Raw genomic sequence first — 17,816 nt, forward strand, 5'->3', positions numbered from 1 at the left:
TTTGACCGTGACGGGCGGCGCAAAGTTACGCGTCGACGCTTTCTTCATCCAGTAGACGAAGGGCGGTTTCACCGACCTTGCGCACGGAGGCTTCGATTTGTGGCGTTGGCCTGGCGGCGAAGTTCATGCGCAGGCAGTGGCGGAACTTGCCCGAGGCCGAAAAGATGCTGCCCACGGCAACCTGCACGCCCTGCTCCAGTAAAGCGCGGTTCAGCCGAAGCGTGTCGAGATGTTCGGGTAGCTCCACCCAGAGCATGAAGCCACCCTGGGGCCGGCTGATCCGGGTCCCCGCCGGGAAGTAGCGGGTCACCCAGTCGCTCATCAGGTCGCGGCCACGTTGGTACTGGCTGCGCATGCGCCGCACATGGGGCTGGTAGTGCCCGCCTGCGATGAAGTCAGCAATGGCCAGCTGAGGCTGGCTGGCGGTGCTGCCTGTGCTGATGTACTTCATGTGCAGCACTCGCTCCAGGTAGCGCCCGGGTGCCACCCAGCCGATCCGCAGGCCGGGTGCAAGGGTTTTGGAGAACGAACTGCAGAGCAGCACGCGGCCATCGTCGTCGAACGACTTCAGGGTGCGTGGGCGTGGGTAGGTATAGGCCAGGTCGCCGTACACATCGTCTTCCAGAATCGCCACGTCATAGCGCTGGGCAAGGCTCAGCAGGGCCTTCTTGCGTGCTTCGGGCATGATGTAGCCCAGCGGGTTGTTGCAGCTGGGGGTGATCTGTATGAGCTTGATCGGCCACTGCTCCAAGGCCAGCTCCAGCGCCTCCAGGCTGATGCCGGTGACCGGGTCGGTGGGGATTTCCAGCGCTTTCATGCCCAAGCCTTTGAGGGTTTGCATGGCGCCGTGGAAGCTGGGCGAGTCGACTGCGACGATGTCGCCTGGCTCGCAGACCGCGCGGATGCTGCATGACAGCGCCTCATGGCAGCCGGTGGTGATCACCAGGTCGGCGGGCCCCAGGCGGCAGCCGGAGTCGAGCATCAGCCGGGCCACCTGTTCGCGCAGGGCCAGGTTACCGTGGATGTTGTCGTAGTACAGGCCAGGCATGTCCTGGCGCCGGCTCAACTGGGCGAGGCTGCGCAGCAGCGGCTTCAGGGTAGGGCTGTCGATGTCGGGCATGCCGCGACCGAGCTGCACCACGTCCTGGCGCGGGTTGCTTCGTACCAGTTCCAGCACCTGCTCCCACTGGGAGATGTCCACCGGGCGCTGGGCCGGGCGGCTGATTGCGGGTAGTGCCGGCAACTGCCGTTGGTCGCTGACGAAGTAGCCGGACTTGGGCCGCGGCAAGACCATGCCGCTGTCTTCGAGCATGCGATAGGCCTGCTGCACGGTGCTCAGGCTGACCCCGTGCTCCTCACTCAGTGCGCGCACAGACGGCAGGCGCTGGCCGGGGCGATAGAGGCCCTGCTCGATGCGGGCGCCGAGTATTTCGGCGAGATTCAGGTAGAGGGTCACGGCATACTCCTGCGCTGCATTGGCATAGCGACCGGTACAGTTGGGCTGAAAATACAGCATTCAGTCGGCCAGCGGCCAATTCTGTATGGGAATAATAAGGCTGTATTGGATCTGTATTGTCGAGGGTGCCGACGCGCATGCTTTCTCCACGGTAACAACTGAACGGGAGGATGCGGTGATGGGTGGCATGAGCGATGTGCGCTTGCAACTGTTGGCCAAGGAACTGGAAGCCGGGCAGCAGGCCAAGGTGTTCAACGCGCCAGAGGGTTTGGGGCGTTGGGGGCTGATGTTGCATCGCTGGCATACCCGCAGGGCGTTGCTGCAGCTGACCGATGACGAGTTGCGCGATGTCGGGCTGAGCTGGGAGCAGGCCAGGATCGAAGGGCGGAAAGCCTTCTGGAAGGACTGACAGGGTGGTCGCTGGAGGGCCTGTTGTGCCCCAGACTTGAAACTTGCACCGACCCTGTGGGAGCGGGCATGCCCGCGAAGCAGGCGTCGCGGAGGATGGCACGGGCTTCGCCCGTGTTCGCGGGCACGCCCGCTCCCACAGGGGGCTAGTCAGCTTTTAGATTTTAAGCAAGACAGTTGCTGCCACAAGGATGGGGACTTTCAGGCCAGCTCTTTCAGGCGATGCCACAGCATCCCCAGCGCCAGCAATGGCGAGCGCAGGTGCTTGCCGCCAGGGAAGGTGATGTGCGGCACCTTGTTGAAAAGGTCGAAGCGCCCGCTTTCCTGGCCACTGATGGCTTCACCCAGCAGGCGCGCGGCCAGGTGGGTGGCGTTGAGCCCATGGCCCGAGTAGGCCTGGGCGTAATACACGTTCGGCTGGCTGGCCAGGCGGCCAACCTGCGGCAGGCGATTGGCACCAATGCCGATCATGCCGCCCCACTGGTAGTCGATGCGCACGTTGGCAAGCTGCGGGAACACCTTGAGCATCTTCGGCTGCATGTAGGCGGCGATGTCCTTCGGGTCGCGGCCTGAATAGTGGCAGGCACCGCCAAACAGCAGGCGGTGGTCGGCGGACAGGCGGTAGTAGTCCAGCGCCACGCGCTGGTCACACACCGCCATATTCTGCGGCAGCAAGGCGCGTGCGCGTTCTTCGCCCAGCGGCTCGGTGGCGATGATGTAGCTGCCGGCCGGCAGCACCTTGCCGCCCAGTTCGCGGTTGAGGTCGTTGTGGTAGGCGTTGCAGCACAGTACCAAGGTCTTTGCGCGTACCCGGCCTTGGGCTGTATGCACCTGCACTTCAGTGCCGTAGTCGATGCGGGTGACTTCGGATTGCTCGAACAACTTCACGCCCAGGCGGGCGGCTGCGGCGGCTTCACCCAATGCCAGATTGAGCGGATGCAGATGCCCGGAGCCCATGTCGACCAGCCCCCCCACATAGCAGTCGGCACCGACCACGCTGTGGATATCGTCCTTGCCGACCAGCCGCAACTCATGTGCATAGCCCAGGCTGCGCAGCTCCTCGGCGTCTTCGGCGAAGCCCAGCAGCTCGGCGGGTTTGTTGGCCAGGTCGCAGTAGCCCCAGGCCAGGTCACAGGCGATGGCATGCTTTTCTACCCGCTCGCGCACGATCTGTACGGCCTCCAGGCCCATCAGCTTCAGGGTGCGCACGCCTTCCTCGCCGATGACCGGGAGGAACTGCTCCAGACCATGACCGACTCCACGGATCAGTTGACCGCCATTGCGCCCACTGGCACCCCAGCCAAGTTTGCGCGCTTCCAGCAGGATGACCGAGAAACCACGCTCGGCCAGCTCGATGGCGGTGTTCAGGCCCGAGTAGCCGCCGCCGATGATGCACACGTCGGCGTTGTGTTCGCCTTGCAGGAAGGCGTGGTCGGGGTGTGGCGCGCTGCTGGCGGCGTAATAGGAGGCGGCGTGCTGCGCGCTGTGGATCATCGGGGCGGCCCTGAAAATTGGAGGGGGGACGAGGATAAGCTTTGCCATCGCGGCCGGGCAACCAGCGAGGGCTGCATCCTCATTCGCGGGTGGAGCCGCGAATAGGCCTATAATCCAACTACTTTGTCAGCTTGTATCCCGCCATGTCCTGTAACCGCCACAAGATCCACTTCCTGCGCGAACTCATCCCTTCATTCGAGTGCGAGCCCGGCTGCCATGACTGCTGCGGGCCGGTCACCACCTCGGCGGAGGAAATGGCCCGCCTGCCGCGCAAGTCCCAGGCCGAGCAGGACGCTGCTCTGGAGCGTCTGGACTGCGTGCACTTGGGCCCCAACGGCTGCACGGTGTATGAAGAGCGGCCGATGATCTGCCGGCTGTTCGGTACCACCCCGCGTATGGCCTGCCCGCGTGGTCGTGGCCCTGACCCGATGATCGACCCCGCCGCTGAACAGTTGGTCCACCAGTTCATTGCCACCACCCGCCAGGTGCTGGTCTAGCCTCAGTCCGGGATCGGCAGGCAGAGGCTCTCCTTCACCTCTTCCATCACGATGTAGCTCTTCGATTCGCGCACGTGCGGCAGTTTCAGCAGGATGTCCCCGAGCAGCTTGCGGTACGAGGCCATTTCCGAAATACGCGCTTTCACCAGGTAGTCGAAGTCGCCCGACACCAGGTGGCATTCCAGCACGTGGGGCAGCTTCAAGACAGCTCGGCGGAACTCCTCGAAGGTGTCGCCCGACTTGTAGTCCAGGCTGATTTCCACGAACACCAGCAGGCTGCCCTTGAGGTGCTGCGGGTTCAGGCGGGCGTTGTAGCCCATGATGATGCCCTCGCGCTCCAGGCGGCGAACCCGCTCGGTGCAAGGGGTAGTGGACAGCCCAACTTTCTCGCCCAGTTCGGTGAAGGAAATACGCCCGTCATTCTGCAGGATACGCAGGATGTTACGGTCGATCTTGTCCAGTTCACGCTTGGTCTGGTGCTGGGTTCTCATAGGGGATGCCCCTCCGTGAAAGGCGTTTTTGCCGAGAATTCTCGCCAATAATAGGCTTTTATATAGTGAATTGCACTGGTCTCAAATTCCTATACTGCGCTCATTCATGCCATTTCAATAAAAGTGTGCGGCGCGCCGCGTGTGAGGGATAAAACGATGCGAGTTCTGGTACTTGGTAGCGGTGTAATCGGAACCGCCAGTGCCTACTATCTGGCCCGGCAAGGTTTCGAAGTCACGGTGGTCGACCGCCAGCCGGCGGTGGCCATGGAAACCAGCTTTGCCAACGCCGGCCAGATCTCGCCCGGCTATGCCTCGCCCTGGGCTGCCCCAGGTGTACCGCTCAAAGCCATCAAATGGCTGCTGGAGCGTCACGCCCCCTTGGCCATCAAGCTCACGGGCGACGTTGACCAGTACCTGTGGATGGCACAGATGCTGCGCAACTGTACCGCCAGCCGTTACGCGGTGAACAAGGAACGCATGGTGCGCCTGTCCGAGTACAGCCGTGACTGCCTCGACGAACTGCGCGCCGAAACCGGCATCAACTACGAAAACCGCAGCCTGGGCACCACCCAGCTGTTCCGCACCCAGGCCCAGGTCGATGCTGCGGCCAAGGACATTGCCGTGCTTGAACAGTCCGGCGTGCCCTACGAGCTGCTCGACCGCGACGGCATTGCCCGCGTCGAACCTGCCCTGGCTGGCGTGAAAGACATCCTGGCCGGCGCCCTGCGCCTGCCGAACGACCAGACTGGCGACTGCCAGCTGTTCACCAGCAAGCTTGCCGACATGGCGTTGAAGCTGGGCGTGGAGTTCCGCTTCGGCCAGGACATCCAGCGCCTGGACGTTGCGGGTGACCGCATCAATGGCGTGTGGATCGACGGCAAGCTGGAGACGGCAGACCGCTACGTGCTGGCACTGGGCAGCTACTCGCCACAGATGCTCAAGCCGCTGGGCATCAAGGCCCCGGTATACCCGCTGAAAGGCTATTCGCTGACAGTGCCGATCACCGACAGCGACATGGCCCCGACTTCGACCATTCTCGACGAGACCTACAAGGTTGCCATCACCCGTTTCGACAACCGCATCCGCGTTGGGGGCATGGCTGAGATCGCTGGTTTTGACCTGTCGCTGAACCCGCGTCGGCGCGAAACGCTGGAGATGATCGTCAACGACCTTTATCCTCGCGGCGGTGACCTGAGCCAGGCCAGCTTCTGGACCGGCTTGCGCCCGGCGACCCCGGACGGCACGCCTATCGTGGGTGCCACGGCGTTCCGCAACCTGTTCCTGAACACCGGTCACGGTACCTTGGGCTGGACCATGGCGTGCGGTTCCGGTCGCTTGCTGGCCGACCTGATTGCGCGCAAGAAGCCGCAGATCAGTGCCGAAGGCCTGGATATCTCTCGTTATGGCAATAGCGGGGAAGTGGCCAAGCACAGGCAAAGCGCGCCGGCTCACCAGCAGTAATAGCCTGTGCCGGCCCATTCGCGGGCTTGCCCGCTCCCACAGGAACACCACAGCTTTTCAACGCTGTGCGCTATCTGTGGGAGGGGCAGGCCCGCGAAGAATCCACCACCGATTTCAACCCGAACACCATAAGGCAGCCGCCATGCGTCCCGCCCGCGCCCTGATCGACCTCCAGGCCCTGCGCCACAACTACCGTCTGGCCCGTGAACTGACGGGTGCCAAAGCCCTCGCCGTGATCAAGGCCGACGCCTATGGCCACGGCGCCGTGCGCTGCGCCCTGGCCCTGGAGGCCGAAGCCGACGGCTTTGCCGTGGCCTGCATCGAAGAGGCGCTGGAACTGCGCGCTGCCGGTATCAAAGCCCCGGTGCTGCTGCTGGAAGGTTTTTTCGAAGCCAGCGAACTGGCGCTGATCGCCGAGCACGACCTGTGGTGCGTGGTGCACTCGCTATGGCAACTGGAAGCCATCGAGAAAACACCGCTGCACAAGCCGCTCACCGCCTGGCTGAAGCTGGACAGTGGCATGCACCGCGTTGGCCTGCACCCCAAGGACTACCACGACGCCTACCAGCGACTGCTGGCCAGTGGCAAGGTTTCGCGCATCGTGTTGATGAGCCACTTCGCTCGCGCCGACGAACTGGACGCTGACGCCACCTCCCAGCAAATCGCCGTGTTCGAAGCTGCCCGACAGGGCCTGGCCGCCGAATGCAGCCTGCGTAACTCGCCCGGCGTGCTGGGCTGGCCGCAAGCGCCCAGCGACTGGGTGCGCCCAGGCCTGATGCTGTACGGCGCCACGCCGTTCGAAGTGGCGCAGGCCGAGGCCGCACGCCTGCAACCGGTGATGACCCTGCAATCGCGGGTGATCAGCGTGCGCGAGCTGCCTGCCGGCGAGCCTGTGGGCTATGGTGCCAAGTTCGTCAGCCCTCGGCCGACCCGCGTGGGTGTGGTTGCCATGGGCTATGCCGATGGCTACCCGCGCCAGGCGCCCAACGGCACCCCGGTGCTGGTCGCCGGCAAGCGCACCCAACTGATCGGCCGGGTGTCGATGGACATGCTCAGCATCGACCTCACCGACGTACCAGAAGCCGCTGTCGGCAGCCCGGTAGAACTATGGGGCAAACAGGTGCTGGCCAGTGAGGTGGCCGCGCATGCGGGCACTATTCCCTACCAGATCTTCTGCAACCTGAAGCGAGTACCACGGGACTACATCGGCGAATGACACGCTGAAGCGGACAGGTTGGGGGCGGTGTGTTGTAAATACTGAACGGCATTGCCATGATATCGTTCACAACCACCCCTTTCCCACTGTTTCAGGAGGCTCCAGCTTTGGACGTCGGCGAACGACTGCAAGCCATCCGCAAGCTCAAGGGCCTGTCCCAGCGCGAACTCGCCAAGCGTGCAGGCGTGACCAACAGCACCATCTCGATGATCGAGAAGAACAGCGTAAGCCCCTCTATCAGCTCGCTGCGCAAAGTGCTGAGCGGCATTCCCATGTCCATGGTCGAATTCTTTTCGGTCGAGCTGGAGCCCGAAAGCCCCACTCAGATCGTCTACAAGGCCCACGAGCTGATTGATATCTCGGACGGTGCGGTAACCATGAAGCTGGTTGGCAAGTCGCACCCCAACCGTGCCATCGCTTTTCTGACCGAGGTGTACCCGCCAGGCGCCGACACCGGTGCCGAAATGCTGACCCACGACGGCGAGGAGACCGGTATCCTGCTTGAAGGCCGCCTGGAACTGGTGGTCGGCAACGAGATTTTCGTTCTCGAAGAGGGCGACAGCTACTACTTCGAAAGCACCCGCCCGCACCGCTTTCGCAACCCATTCGACCAGCCGGCGCGGCTGATCAGTGCGGCGACGCCTTCAAACTTTTGATCCAGCGCAGTGCATTGATTCGGCAATACCCCTTTCCTGTGTGGGGTCGTTTCACGGCTTCTGGGTTCCCGCTATACTTTTCAACGCTCGCCGATCCGTGGCCGCGAGCGTGATTAGCCACCATGAGGGTGTTCGCGTGAATCAAATCAAGAAGATGCTGGCCGTACCAGCAGCCGTATTCGCCCTCTGGGCAATGAGCGCAACCGCTGCGACCGATGACGACATCGCCAAACGCCTGGAGCCGGTTGGCCAGGTATGCGTCCAGGGTCAGGAATGCAAAGGCATGGAAGTGGCCGCTGCAGCAGGTGGCGGGGGAGCCAAGACGCCGGATGAAATCATCGCCAAGCACTGCAATGCCTGCCATGGCAGCGGCTTGCTCGGCGCGCCTAAAATTGGTGACACCGCCGCGTGGAAAGAACGCGCCGACCATCAGGGCGGCCTGGACGGCATCCTGGCCAAGGCCATTACCGGCATCAACGCCATGCCGCCGAAGGGGACCTGTGCAGACTGCTCGGATGAAGACCTGAAAGAAGCGATCAAGAAAATGTCCGGGCTGTGATTTACAGCTGAATTGCATGAGGCCCGCCGTTGATGGCGGGCTTTGTTTTTGTGGTGCCTGTGCTGGCCCTTTCGCGGGCACACTCGCTCCCACAAGCCCCCCTCAGAACCTGAGGATTATGGTTATCCTGTGGGAGCGGGCGTGCCCGCGAAAGGTCCAGCACAGGCAACCAACCCGCTAGAGCCATGTCCATGGATGTCTCCAGAAGCCCCGATCGGGCTGAGCCTGATTCCATGAGAACTAGCATTTTTACCAGTTCTATTTTTCAGGGTTCTGAAGAACACTGACGCTTCTGATTGCAGTGGTGGCTAACAATGGATCTGGGCGATAACTGTCCCGAGCAACATGCAGCCGGTCGAACACAGCCGCAAAAGCTGATCCCCGGCAGCGCCCCTCGGCATCTGGCCTATTCGCCTTATGGCTATCTCTCGATTTTCCAGGCCGTGCTCGGCTTTAATGGTGGCCGACAGGACCCTGTTACCGGCTGTTATCTACTGGGTAACGGTCGTCGAGCATTTAACCCATCATTGATGCGCTTTATTAGCCCGGACAGCATGAGCCCGTTCGCAGCGGGAGGGTTGAATTCATATGCGTACTGCATAGGCGAGCCTATAAACCGTCTGGACCCAAGCGGTAATGTCCCTGTTGTAAAATTGGCCAAGCAGTTTTTTGGACAAGCTTTTTCAAATAAGCCTGCTTTGAGCGGTAAGCCGCCTACTCAAAAAAACCTGCCTGCATCCATAAAAGCTAACCGCACAGACTACACTTGGAGTTATGCGGGAACTGATTATCCCATGAGCCTGGTTATCGGGACTGACATCGGTAACGCCCCGGAGGGCTATAAATTGTTCGGGCTGCATGGAACCAAGAGGAAGTATATTGATTCCTTGGAGTCAGGACCGGACATTAACTTCTCCAGCGGTGGCATGGCAGGGCGAGGTTTGTATGTGACACAGTCAGCAGAGTTGGCCAATAATTTTGCGGGCGCTGATGGGATTATAATGGGTGTTTACGTTAAAGACTCTTCGCGCTGGGTTGAAAGCGTACATTATTCCTATGTGCGTCGTGATGTGATGGTTATTCATGAGAGAGCTTACTACGCGGTTAAAGTGCGAAGAGATATAAGATTCCCGATAGAACTCAGTGCAGCTTATGGAAAACCACCCTCTGACGAGCCTTATGCGGGTCGAAATTGGTTCTAGACCTTCGGGCTAAAGCGGCTGTTGGGAAATGTCAAAGTCTGGGTGAGGCCTGGCCACAAAGAGGCAGGCCAGGCAACCAACCCGCCAGTGCCATGTCCAATCCCTGAACCCATGGATGTTTCAGGAGGCCCCATGCACCTCTGCTCCATCGACCAGGCTGTCGAGCAGGTCTTGTCCCGGCTGCCAACCCATATCCATATGGGCCTGCCTTTGGGCCTGGGGAAACCCAATGCCTTCGTCAACGCGCTTTACGCCCGCGTACGCGAGCTGCCCGAACGGCGCCTGACCATCTACACCGCACTTTCCCTCGGCCGCCCGCCACTGGGCGATGGCCTGCAGCGGCGCTTTCTCGAACCCTTCGTCGACCGAGTCTTCGCTGACTACGAAGAGCTCAGTTACCTCGCAGACCTGCGCAACGACACGTTGCCACCCAATATTCGGGTCGAACAGTTCTTCATGCAGCCCGGTAGCCTGCTGCACAGCGAATCAGCCCAGCAGGACTACGTCAGCAGCAACTACAGCCATGCCGCACGGGATATCAACGCCAAGGGCCTGAACCTGATCGCCCAGTTGGTGGCCGCCACCCCCGAAAAGCCCGTGCACTTGAGCCTGGCCTGCAACCCAGACATCACCCTCGACCTGCTGCCGATGATCGCCAAGCGCCGCGCGGCTGGCGAAACCATCCTTATGCTGGGCCAGGTGCATGCCGAGCTGCCCTACATGCCAGGCGATGCCGAGCTGCCCATCGATTCCTTCGACCTGCTGCTCGACGAAGCCGAGCAACGCCGGTTGTTTTCCACGCCAAATATGCCGGTCGGCATCCAGGACCACTGCATCGGTCTGCACGCCAGCAGCCTGGTACGCGATGGCGGTACGCTGCAGATCGGCATTGGTGCCATGGGCGATGCGGTTGCCGCGGCATTGCTGGCGCGTCAGGGCGACAACGCCGGTTACCGTGCGGTGCTCAAGGCGCTGGATGTCGGACCGTGGCAGACATTGATCGAGCGAGAAGGGGGTCTGGGCACCTTTGCCCACGGCTTGTACGGCTGCAGCGAGATGTTCGTCAACGGCCTGCTGGTGCTGGCTGAAGCAGGGCTGCTACGACGCCCGGCGGACGAGCAGGGCACAATACTGCATGGCGGCTTTTTCCTCGGCCCGCAAGCGTTCTACCAGCGCTTGCGCGAGATGCCGCTGGAGCAGCGCGCGCAGTTTGCCATGACCCGTATCAGCTTCATCAACGAGCTCTATGGGCAGGAGGCACTCAAGCGCCGACAACGTCGTGATGCGCGCTTCATCAACACCGCGTTCGGCATGACCCTGCTCGGCGCCGGGGTGGCCGACCAGCTTGAAGACGGCCGCGTGCTCAGTGGCGTGGGCGGGCAGTACAACTTCGTTGCACAGGGCCATGCGCTGGAGGGCGGGCGTTCGATCCTGCTATTGCGCAGCTGGCGCGAGGCAGGCGGGGAGGTGACCTCGAACCTGTTCTGGACCTATGGCCACTGCACCATTCCTCGGCATCTGCGCGATATCGTGGTGACCGAGTACGGTATCGCGGACTTACGTGGGCAGACTGACAGCGAGGTGATAGCGCGGTTGTTGGCGGTGAGCGATTCGCGGTTCCAGCCGGGCCTGATCAAGCAGGCCAAAGAAGCTGGCAAGCTTGCCGACGACTTTCAGCTGGAGGCGCGCTTTACCGACAATACCCCGCAACGCCTGGAGGCGATCAGGGCACAGCATGCGCGGCTGTTCCCGGAGTATCCGATGGGCACCGACTTTACGGCCGAGGAGCGGGATCTGTTGCGGGCGCTGAACTGGTTGAAGAGCAAGTTCAAGCTGAGCGAGGTGCTGGAGCTGGGCAAGGCAGCGTTGGATGCACCGGGGCCGGAGGGGTATGAAAGCCACCTGGAGCGGATGCAGTTGGGGCAGCCGCAGGGGCTTAAAGAAGAACTTTACCAGCGCTTGTTGTTGGCGGGGCTGGCGGCAACCAGATAAAAGGGTTGCGGCCATTCGCGGGCACGCCCGCTCCCACAGGTACGGCACAGCGTTCGAGACCTGTGCTGTCCCTGTGGGAGCGGGCGTGCCCGCGAAGCAGGTGTCGCGTTTATTCGATGAAGCTGACTACACCACCTTCCAGCGACTTCACCCGGGCCAGCGATTCAACGCGGTAGCCCTGGCTGTCCAGTTCGGCACGGCCGCCCTGGAACGACTTCTCGATCACGATGCCCAGGCCCGCCACGGTGGCACCTGCCTGCTTGATGATCGAGATCAGCGCCTGCGAGGCCTTGCCGTTGGCCAGGAAGTCGTCGATCACCAGCACACGGTCGCTGCTGTTGAGGTGACGCGGCGAGATGGCCACGGTGTTCTCGGTCTGCTTGGTGAAGGAATACACCGAGGCGGTCAGCAGGTTCTCGGTCAGGGTCAGCGACTGGTGCTTGCGAGCGAAGATGACCGGCACACCCAGTTTCAGACCGGTCATCACCGCCGGGGCAATGCCTGAGGCTTCGATGGTGACGATCTTGGTCACACCGGCGTCGGCGAACAGGCGAGCGAACTCGTCACCGATCAGCTGCATCAGCGCCGGATCGATCTGGTGGTTGAGAAACGCGTCGACTTTGAGAACCTGATCGGAAAGCACGATGCCTTCTTCGCGAATCTTCTGATGCAGTGCTTCCACTGTGATTTCCTCGATGTAGATAGTGGTCTGTATGGCCGATCTGTGAGCTCAAATCGGCCATACAAACCACCGTGGCCGCTAACAGCGGCAAAGTTAAAGAGTAATGGTTGATCAGCGTTTGAGCATTGCCCGGATATCGGCCAGGGCGTTGTTGCCGCGTGCGGCCTTCACCTCGACCGGCGCATCGTCCAGGCCCTCCCAGGCCAGGTCGTCCGGAGGCAGTTCGTCGAGGAACCGGCTGGGCGTGCAGTCGATGATTTCACCGTACTGCTTGCGCTTGGCGGCGAAGGTGAAGGCCAGGGTCTGGCGCGCGCGGGTGATGCCCACGTAGGCCAGGCGGCGTTCCTCTTCGATGGTGTCGGCCTCGATGCTGGAGCGGTGCGGGAGGATTTCCTCTTCCATGCCCATGATGAACACGTAGGGGAATTCCAGGCCCTTGGAGGCATGCAGGGTCATCATCTGCACACCTTCGGCGTTCTCTTCTTCTTCCTGCTGGCGCTCGAGCATGTCGCGCAGCACCAGCTTGCCGATGGCGTCTTCGATGGTCATGTCACCCTCTTCGTCCTTCTCGAGGGTGTTTTTCAGCGCTTCCACCAGGAACCAGACGTTGCTGATGCGGAATTCTGCAGCCTTGTCGCTGGCGGTCTGCTGGCGGATCCAGTTCTCGTAGTCGATGTCGCGGATCATCTCGTGCAGCGCGGCAATCGGGTCTTCCAGGGCGACCTTGTGGCGCACCCCATCCAGCCAATGCTTGAAGCGCTGCAAACGCTCGGTGTAGCGCGCGTCCAGGTGCTCGCCCAGGCCCAGTTCCTCGCTGGCGGCGTACATCGATATACCGCGCTCGGTGGCGTAGTTGCCGAGCTTTTCCAGGGTGGTGGAGCCGATTTCCCGGCGCGGTACGTTGATCACACGCAGGTAGGCGTTGTCGTCGTCCGGGTTCACCAGCAAGCGCAGGTAGGCCATCAGGTCCTTGACCTCCTGGCGGCCGAAGAAACTGTTGCCACCCGACAGGCGATACGGCACCTGGTGGTGCTGCAGCTTCAGTTCGATCAGCTTGGCCTGGTAGTTGCCGCGGTAGAGGATGGCGAAGTCGCTGTACGGGCGGTTGGTGCGCAGGTGCAAGGTGAGGATTTCCATGGCCACGCGTTCGGCCTCGGCTTCCTCGTTCTTGCAACGGATCACGCGGATCTCGTCGCCCACACCCATTTCGCTCCATAGCTGTTTCTCGAACGCATGCGGGTTGTTGGCGATCAACACGTTGGCACAGCGCAGGATGCGGCTGGTGGAGCGGTAGTTCTGCTCGAGCATGACGATCTTCAGGGAGGGGTAGTCTTCCTTGAGCAGCATCAGGTTCTCAGGGCGTGCACCACGCCAGGCGTAGATCGACTGGTCGTCGTCGCCTACCACGGTGAACTGGTTGCGCATGCCGATCAGCATCTTCACCAGCAGGTACTGGCTGGCGTTGGTGTCCTGATATTCGTCTACCAGCAGGTAGCGCACACGGTTTTGCCAGCGTTCCAGCACCTCGGGGTGCTCCTGGAACAGTTTGACTGGCAGCAGGATCAGGTCATCGAAGTCCACTGCGTTGAACGCCTTGAGCGTACGCTGATAGTGGGTGTAGACGATGGCTGCGGTCTGCTCGCGTGGGTTGCGCGCTTTTTCCAGGGCCTCTGGTGGCAGGATAAGGTCGTTCTTCCAGGCACCGATCATGTTCTTGATCTCGTCGATGCCGTCGTCGCCGGAGTATTCCTTCTGCATGATGTCCGACAGCAACGCTTTGATGTCGGACTCGTCGAAGATCGAGAACCCCGGCTTGTAACCCAGGCGCTCGTGTTCCTTGCGGATGATGTTCAGGCCCAGGTTGTGGAACGTACACACGGTCAGGCCACGGCCTTCTCCCGGGCGCAGCAAGGTGGCAACCCGCTCCTTCATCTCGCGCGCGGCCTTGTTGGTAAAGGTCATCGCCACGATGTACTGGGCGCGGATGCCGCAGTTCTGGATGAGGTGGGCAATCTTGCGCGTGATCACGCTGGTCTTGCCCGAACCTGCACCGGCGAGCACCAAAAGAGGGCCGCCGACATAGTCACGGGCTTCCTGCTGCCGGGGATTGAGTCGGGACATGCTAGAAACCGGGGGTCGCCAGAAAATAGCCGCGCATTCTAACAGGCATGGGGCCGTTGTGGCGCGACCGTCTGACGTCTGAGTCAGACTTTTGTCCGTCTCACTATTAGCGCTACTAATGCTAGTAGCTGAAAAAATCATATTTGCCGGTTTGTGCCGTTTCGCGCAGGATGCACGACAAAATACGTCGGGATGCTACGCCCGAGAAACATGTATAAAATTGAAAATCATTTTCATTGAATGCAGTGGCATACCCGCCAGTCTCGTTGCACCGTGAAGCCCTAAGGAGCCCGCTTGTCCACGCCTGTCGAACCTTTGCGTTTGCTGCTGTTGGCCGATGAGCCGGAATGGGCCGCCTTGTTGCACGCCTGCATGCCTGCACTGGGTGGCAGCGCCGTGCTACTGACTGCGCCAAACTGGGAGGCGGTCGACAGCCTGTTCAGTCATGATCGCCAGGCCGTCGTGCTGGCAACGCCAGGCTTGCAGCCCGCCGCCGGGCGTTGCGAGCTGCCGACCATCCTGCTGCTTGACCACGAGCCTGAGGCGGCGCCCAGCGCTGTCAGCGACTGGCTGGTACGCGACCAGCTCAACGCCGATACCCTGCGCCGCTCACTGCGCCATGTGCGAGAGCGCGGTGTGCTGGTCGCCACCTTGCAGCGCCTGGCCGAGCAGGATCCGCTGACCGGCATCGCCAACCGCCAGGGCTTCCAGGCTTTGCTCAATGCGCGCCTGGCCGAAAACGACGGCCGTGGTGTTGCGCTTGGCCACCTGGACCTGGACAACTTCCGCCACGTCAACGATGCCCTCGGCCACCAGTGCGGTGACCGGTTGATCCTGCAGGTCGTGGCACGGCTGAAGCATCAGTTGGAAGCGGGCGACCAGTTGGCACGACTGGGCAGCGACGAGTTTGCCCTGCTGATCGACACCCGCCGCGATGCCAACCGCGCCGAATGGATGGCCGACCGCATCGTCGAGGCCTTGGCCGAACCTTATTGGATCGACGGCGAAAGCCTGTTGTTGGGCTGCAGCCTGGGCCTGGCCCATGCTCGCGCACAGAGCGGCGCCGATCCGCTGATGTGGCACGCGCACATCGCCATGCGTCAGGCCAAGGGCAGCCAAGGCTGCACCTTCCATGTGTTCAACGAACGCATCAACCGCAACGCCCGCAGCCTTGCCGACCTGGAAAGCGAATTGCGCCGCGCCCTGCGCCGCGACGAGCTGGAGCTGCACTATCAGCCCCGCCTTAACCTGGCCGACGGGCGCATTGTCGGGCTGGAGGCGCTGGTGCGCTGGCGCCATGGCGAGCGCGGGCTGCTGCCGCCCAGCGAGTTCGTGCCACTGGCCGAGCAGAGCGGCCTGATCGTGCCCTTGGGCTATTGGGTTATTTCCCGTGCCTTGAGTGACATGCAGGCACTGTGCGAGCGCGGCCTGGAACCGCTGCACATGGCGGTCAATTTGAGTTTCCGCCAGTTCCAGGACAGCCAGCTACTGGCCACCTTGAGTCGCCTGATCCTCGAGCACGGTGTGGATGCCCGCTGGCTTGAGTTCGAACTGACCGAGACGGCGGTGATGCGCCGCAACGAGGTGGTGCGCCAGACCATGGACGCGCTGGGTCGCCTGGGCGTGCGCTTCTCGCTCGATGATTTCGGCACCGGGTTCTCTTCGTTCGTGCACCTCAACAGCCTGCCGATCACCTTGCTCAAGGTGGACCGCAGCTTTGTTGCGGAAATGGAAATGCGTGAAGAAAACCGTAAGCTGGTGCACGCCATGATCAACCTGGCGCACAACCTCAACCTCGAGGTGGTGGCCGAGGGGGTGGAGAGTGAAGAGCAGCTGGCGTTGTTGCGTGGGTTTGGCTGCGACCAGGTGCAGGGTTTCCTGGTCAGCAAGCCGCTGCCGATAGAGGAATTGATGGCGTATTTGCTGCAGGCGCCTGGCCGCCAGTTGGAGGGTGTCCTTTAGGGCCCTTTCGCGGGTACGCTCGCAGGGGACGCGCAATTTTGAGCCTGCGCAATCCTGTAGGAGCGGGTTTACCCGCGAATAGGCCCCCAAGTCAGGCCGAAGCCGTCGCTTTTCCGGTAGCCCAAGCCTTCCCCAGCAACCGCTTCATCCGCCACTCAAAGCCAAAGGTCAGCGCCACCGCCGCACATGCCAGCCCCAGCGCCAGCCCCCACCAGATCCCTACTGCACCACCGCCCAGGGTAAAGGTGAACAACCAGGCGCTCGGCGCCCCCACCAGCCAGTAGCACACCAGCCCGATCAGGAAGGTGGTCTTGGCATCTTTCAGCCCTCGGATAGAGCCCATGGCAATCGTCTGCATGCCGTCGAACAGTTCGAACCACGCCGCCACCATCAACAACTGCACGGCCACCTGGAAGATCGCGGCAAAGGCCGGGTCATTACGGTCGATAAACAGCCCTACCAGCGCTTCGGGCAGCAGCAGGAACAGGGCGGCGAAGGCAAACATGATCATTGCCCCGAAGCCGATGCCCACCCGCCCGGCGCTGCGTGCTGCCAGCAGGTTACCGGCGCCGTAGTACAGGCCTACGCGCATGGTCACCGCATAGGACAAGCCTGTCGGTACCATGAATGCCGTGGACACGATCTGCAGGGCAATCTGGTGCGCCGCCAGTTCGGTGCTGCCCAGTACGCCCATGCACAGCGCGGCGAAGGCGAACAGGCCCACTTCCACCATGTACGTGCCGCCAATCGGCAGGCCCAGCCGCCACAGTTCGCGCAAGGCCGCCAGTGATGGGCGTGACAGGCCCTTGCGCAGCGGGTAGGCGGCGTAGGCCGGGTGCCAGCGGATGTACAGCGCCAGGGCGATGGCCATGCCCATCGACACCACTGCAGTGACCAGGCCGATGCCCATCAGCCCCAGCTTGGGCAGGCCGAACATGCCCTCGATCAGCGCCACGTTGAACAGGTAGTTGAGCACCGTGCCTACCAGGCTGATGACCATCACCGGGGTCGAGCGGCCCAGCGCGCTGGTGAAGCCGCGCAAGGCCATGAAGGTCAGGTAGCCGGGCAGGGCCAGCGGCAGCAGGGTAAGGAATTGCGCCGCCGAGGCCACGTTCTCGGGCTTTTGCCCGAACAGCAGCAGCACCGGTTCAAGGTTCCACAGCACCAGCGCAGCGAACAGTGCAAGGCCCCAGGCCAGCCACAGACCGTTCTGCGCCAGGCGGGTAGCGCCCTCGATGTCGTTGGCACCCTTGCGAATGGCCACCAGCGTGCCGACTGCGGCGATCACGCCCAGGCAGAAGATCGATACGAACGAATAGCTGGCTGCCCCCAGACCACCACCCGCCAGAGCCTGAGGGCTGATGCGGGCCATCATCAGGGTGTCGGTCAGCACCATCAGCATGTGCGCCAACTGCGAGGCAATCAGCGGCCCGGCCAGGCGCAGCAAAGCCTTGAGTTCTGTGGTGGGCGCGACGTGCATGGGGCGGTCCTTCATTCTGGAGTGATCAACGAACGGCGATTCTGAGGCTTCGGTCAACTTTGCACAAAAGGATAAAAGCGATAGTTGGCATGAGTTGAACTCATGTATATAGGTTTCTCGGTGACTTGCCTCACACGCC

At 62.0% G+C, this 17,816-nt stretch carries 15 protein-coding genes; 9 read left to right on the forward strand and 6 right to left on the reverse strand.

The window, feature by feature from the left end:
• Positions 1-25: 25 nt before the first annotated feature.
• Positions 26-1,456 carry a PLP-dependent aminotransferase family protein gene (locus J3A98_RS24865; protein ID WP_176682872.1) on the reverse strand — a complete coding sequence of 477 codons (1,431 nt, stop codon included), beginning with the start codon at positions 1,454-1,456 and terminating at the stop codon, positions 26-28.
• Positions 1,457-1,634: 178 nt separating this feature from the next.
• Between J3A98_RS24865 and J3A98_RS24870 the strand changes: the two genes are divergently transcribed.
• A complete protein-coding gene (locus tag J3A98_RS24870) occupies positions 1,635-1,865 on the forward strand; it encodes a DUF1127 domain-containing protein (RefSeq protein WP_176682871.1) in 231 nt (76 codons plus the stop codon).
• Positions 1,866-2,065: 200 nt separating this feature from the next.
• On the opposite strand, the gene J3A98_RS24875 is transcribed toward J3A98_RS24870, so the two are convergent.
• The gene (locus J3A98_RS24875; RefSeq protein ID WP_176682870.1) at positions 2,066-3,358 is read right to left on the reverse strand and encodes an FAD-binding oxidoreductase; all 1,293 of its coding nucleotides are present in this window, start codon (positions 3,356-3,358) and stop codon (positions 2,066-2,068) included.
• Positions 3,359-3,501: 143 nt separating this feature from the next.
• Here J3A98_RS24875 and J3A98_RS24880 point away from each other — a divergent pair, with 143 nt between their 5' ends.
• Positions 3,502-3,855, forward strand: a complete 354-nt coding sequence (locus J3A98_RS24880; RefSeq protein ID WP_176682868.1) for a YkgJ family cysteine cluster protein — start codon at positions 3,502-3,504, stop codon at positions 3,853-3,855.
• A 2-nt stretch (positions 3,856-3,857) separates the two neighbouring features.
• Here J3A98_RS24880 and J3A98_RS24885 read toward each other — a convergent pair whose 3' ends face one another.
• On the reverse strand, positions 3,858-4,346 hold the full coding sequence (locus J3A98_RS24885) for an Lrp/AsnC ligand binding domain-containing protein (RefSeq protein WP_003253520.1): 489 nt from the start codon (positions 4,344-4,346) through the stop codon (positions 3,858-3,860).
• Positions 4,347-4,502: 156 nt separating this feature from the next.
• Between J3A98_RS24885 and dadA the strand changes: the two genes are divergently transcribed.
• The 6 genes from dadA to J3A98_RS24915 all read left to right on the forward strand — a co-directional run bounded on the left by dadA (position 4,503) and on the right by J3A98_RS24915 (position 11,432).
• Positions 4,503-5,807 carry a D-amino acid dehydrogenase gene (dadA, locus tag J3A98_RS24890; RefSeq protein WP_209969156.1) on the forward strand — a complete coding sequence of 435 codons (1,305 nt, stop codon included), beginning with the start codon at positions 4,503-4,505 and terminating at the stop codon, positions 5,805-5,807.
• A 142-nt stretch (positions 5,808-5,949) separates the two neighbouring features.
• Positions 5,950-7,023, forward strand: coding sequence for an alanine racemase (gene alr / locus J3A98_RS24895; protein ID WP_176682866.1), 1,074 nt, complete (start codon positions 5,950-5,952; stop codon positions 7,021-7,023).
• A gap of 107 nt (positions 7,024-7,130) precedes the next feature.
• The gene (locus J3A98_RS24900) at positions 7,131-7,679 is read left to right on the forward strand and encodes a cupin domain-containing protein (protein ID WP_021785230.1); all 549 of its coding nucleotides are present in this window, start codon (positions 7,131-7,133) and stop codon (positions 7,677-7,679) included.
• Between the two features lie 154 nt (positions 7,680-7,833).
• The gene (locus tag J3A98_RS24905; protein WP_176683050.1) at positions 7,834-8,238 is read left to right on the forward strand and encodes a c-type cytochrome; all 405 of its coding nucleotides are present in this window, start codon (positions 7,834-7,836) and stop codon (positions 8,236-8,238) included.
• A 314-nt stretch (positions 8,239-8,552) separates the two neighbouring features.
• The gene (locus J3A98_RS24910) at positions 8,553-9,440 is read left to right on the forward strand and encodes an RHS repeat-associated core domain-containing protein (RefSeq protein WP_209969158.1); all 888 of its coding nucleotides are present in this window, start codon (positions 8,553-8,555) and stop codon (positions 9,438-9,440) included.
• A gap of 132 nt (positions 9,441-9,572) precedes the next feature.
• On the forward strand, positions 9,573-11,432 hold the full coding sequence (locus tag J3A98_RS24915; protein WP_209969161.1) for an acetyl-CoA hydrolase/transferase C-terminal domain-containing protein: 1,860 nt from the start codon (positions 9,573-9,575) through the stop codon (positions 11,430-11,432).
• A 109-nt stretch (positions 11,433-11,541) separates the two neighbouring features.
• Here the strand turns inward: J3A98_RS24915 and J3A98_RS24920 are convergent, their stop codons facing one another.
• Positions 11,542-12,114 carry a xanthine phosphoribosyltransferase gene (locus J3A98_RS24920; RefSeq protein WP_003253535.1) on the reverse strand — a complete coding sequence of 191 codons (573 nt, stop codon included), beginning with the start codon at positions 12,112-12,114 and terminating at the stop codon, positions 11,542-11,544.
• A 111-nt stretch (positions 12,115-12,225) separates the two neighbouring features.
• Positions 12,226-14,235: a DNA helicase Rep gene (gene rep, locus J3A98_RS24925; protein WP_021785228.1), complete on the reverse strand. Its 2,010-nt coding sequence runs from the start codon at positions 14,233-14,235 to the stop codon at positions 12,226-12,228.
• Positions 14,236-14,529: 294 nt separating this feature from the next.
• On the opposite strand from rep, the gene J3A98_RS24930 reads away from it, so the two are divergent.
• Entirely contained in the window at positions 14,530-16,197 is a 1,668-nt protein-coding gene (locus J3A98_RS24930) for a bifunctional diguanylate cyclase/phosphodiesterase (protein WP_209969164.1), read from the forward strand.
• Positions 16,198-16,288: 91 nt separating this feature from the next.
• Here J3A98_RS24930 and J3A98_RS24935 read toward each other — a convergent pair whose 3' ends face one another.
• Positions 16,289-17,677 (reverse strand): NorM family multidrug efflux MATE transporter, encoded by a 1,389-nt coding sequence (locus J3A98_RS24935; protein WP_209969168.1) that lies wholly within the window; start codon positions 17,675-17,677, stop codon positions 16,289-16,291.
• Between the last annotated feature and the right edge of the window lie 139 nt (positions 17,678-17,816).

The organism is Pseudomonas sp. BP6 (assembly GCF_017875935.1).
GTDB lineage: Bacteria > Pseudomonadota > Gammaproteobacteria > Pseudomonadales > Pseudomonadaceae > Aquipseudomonas > Aquipseudomonas putida_Y.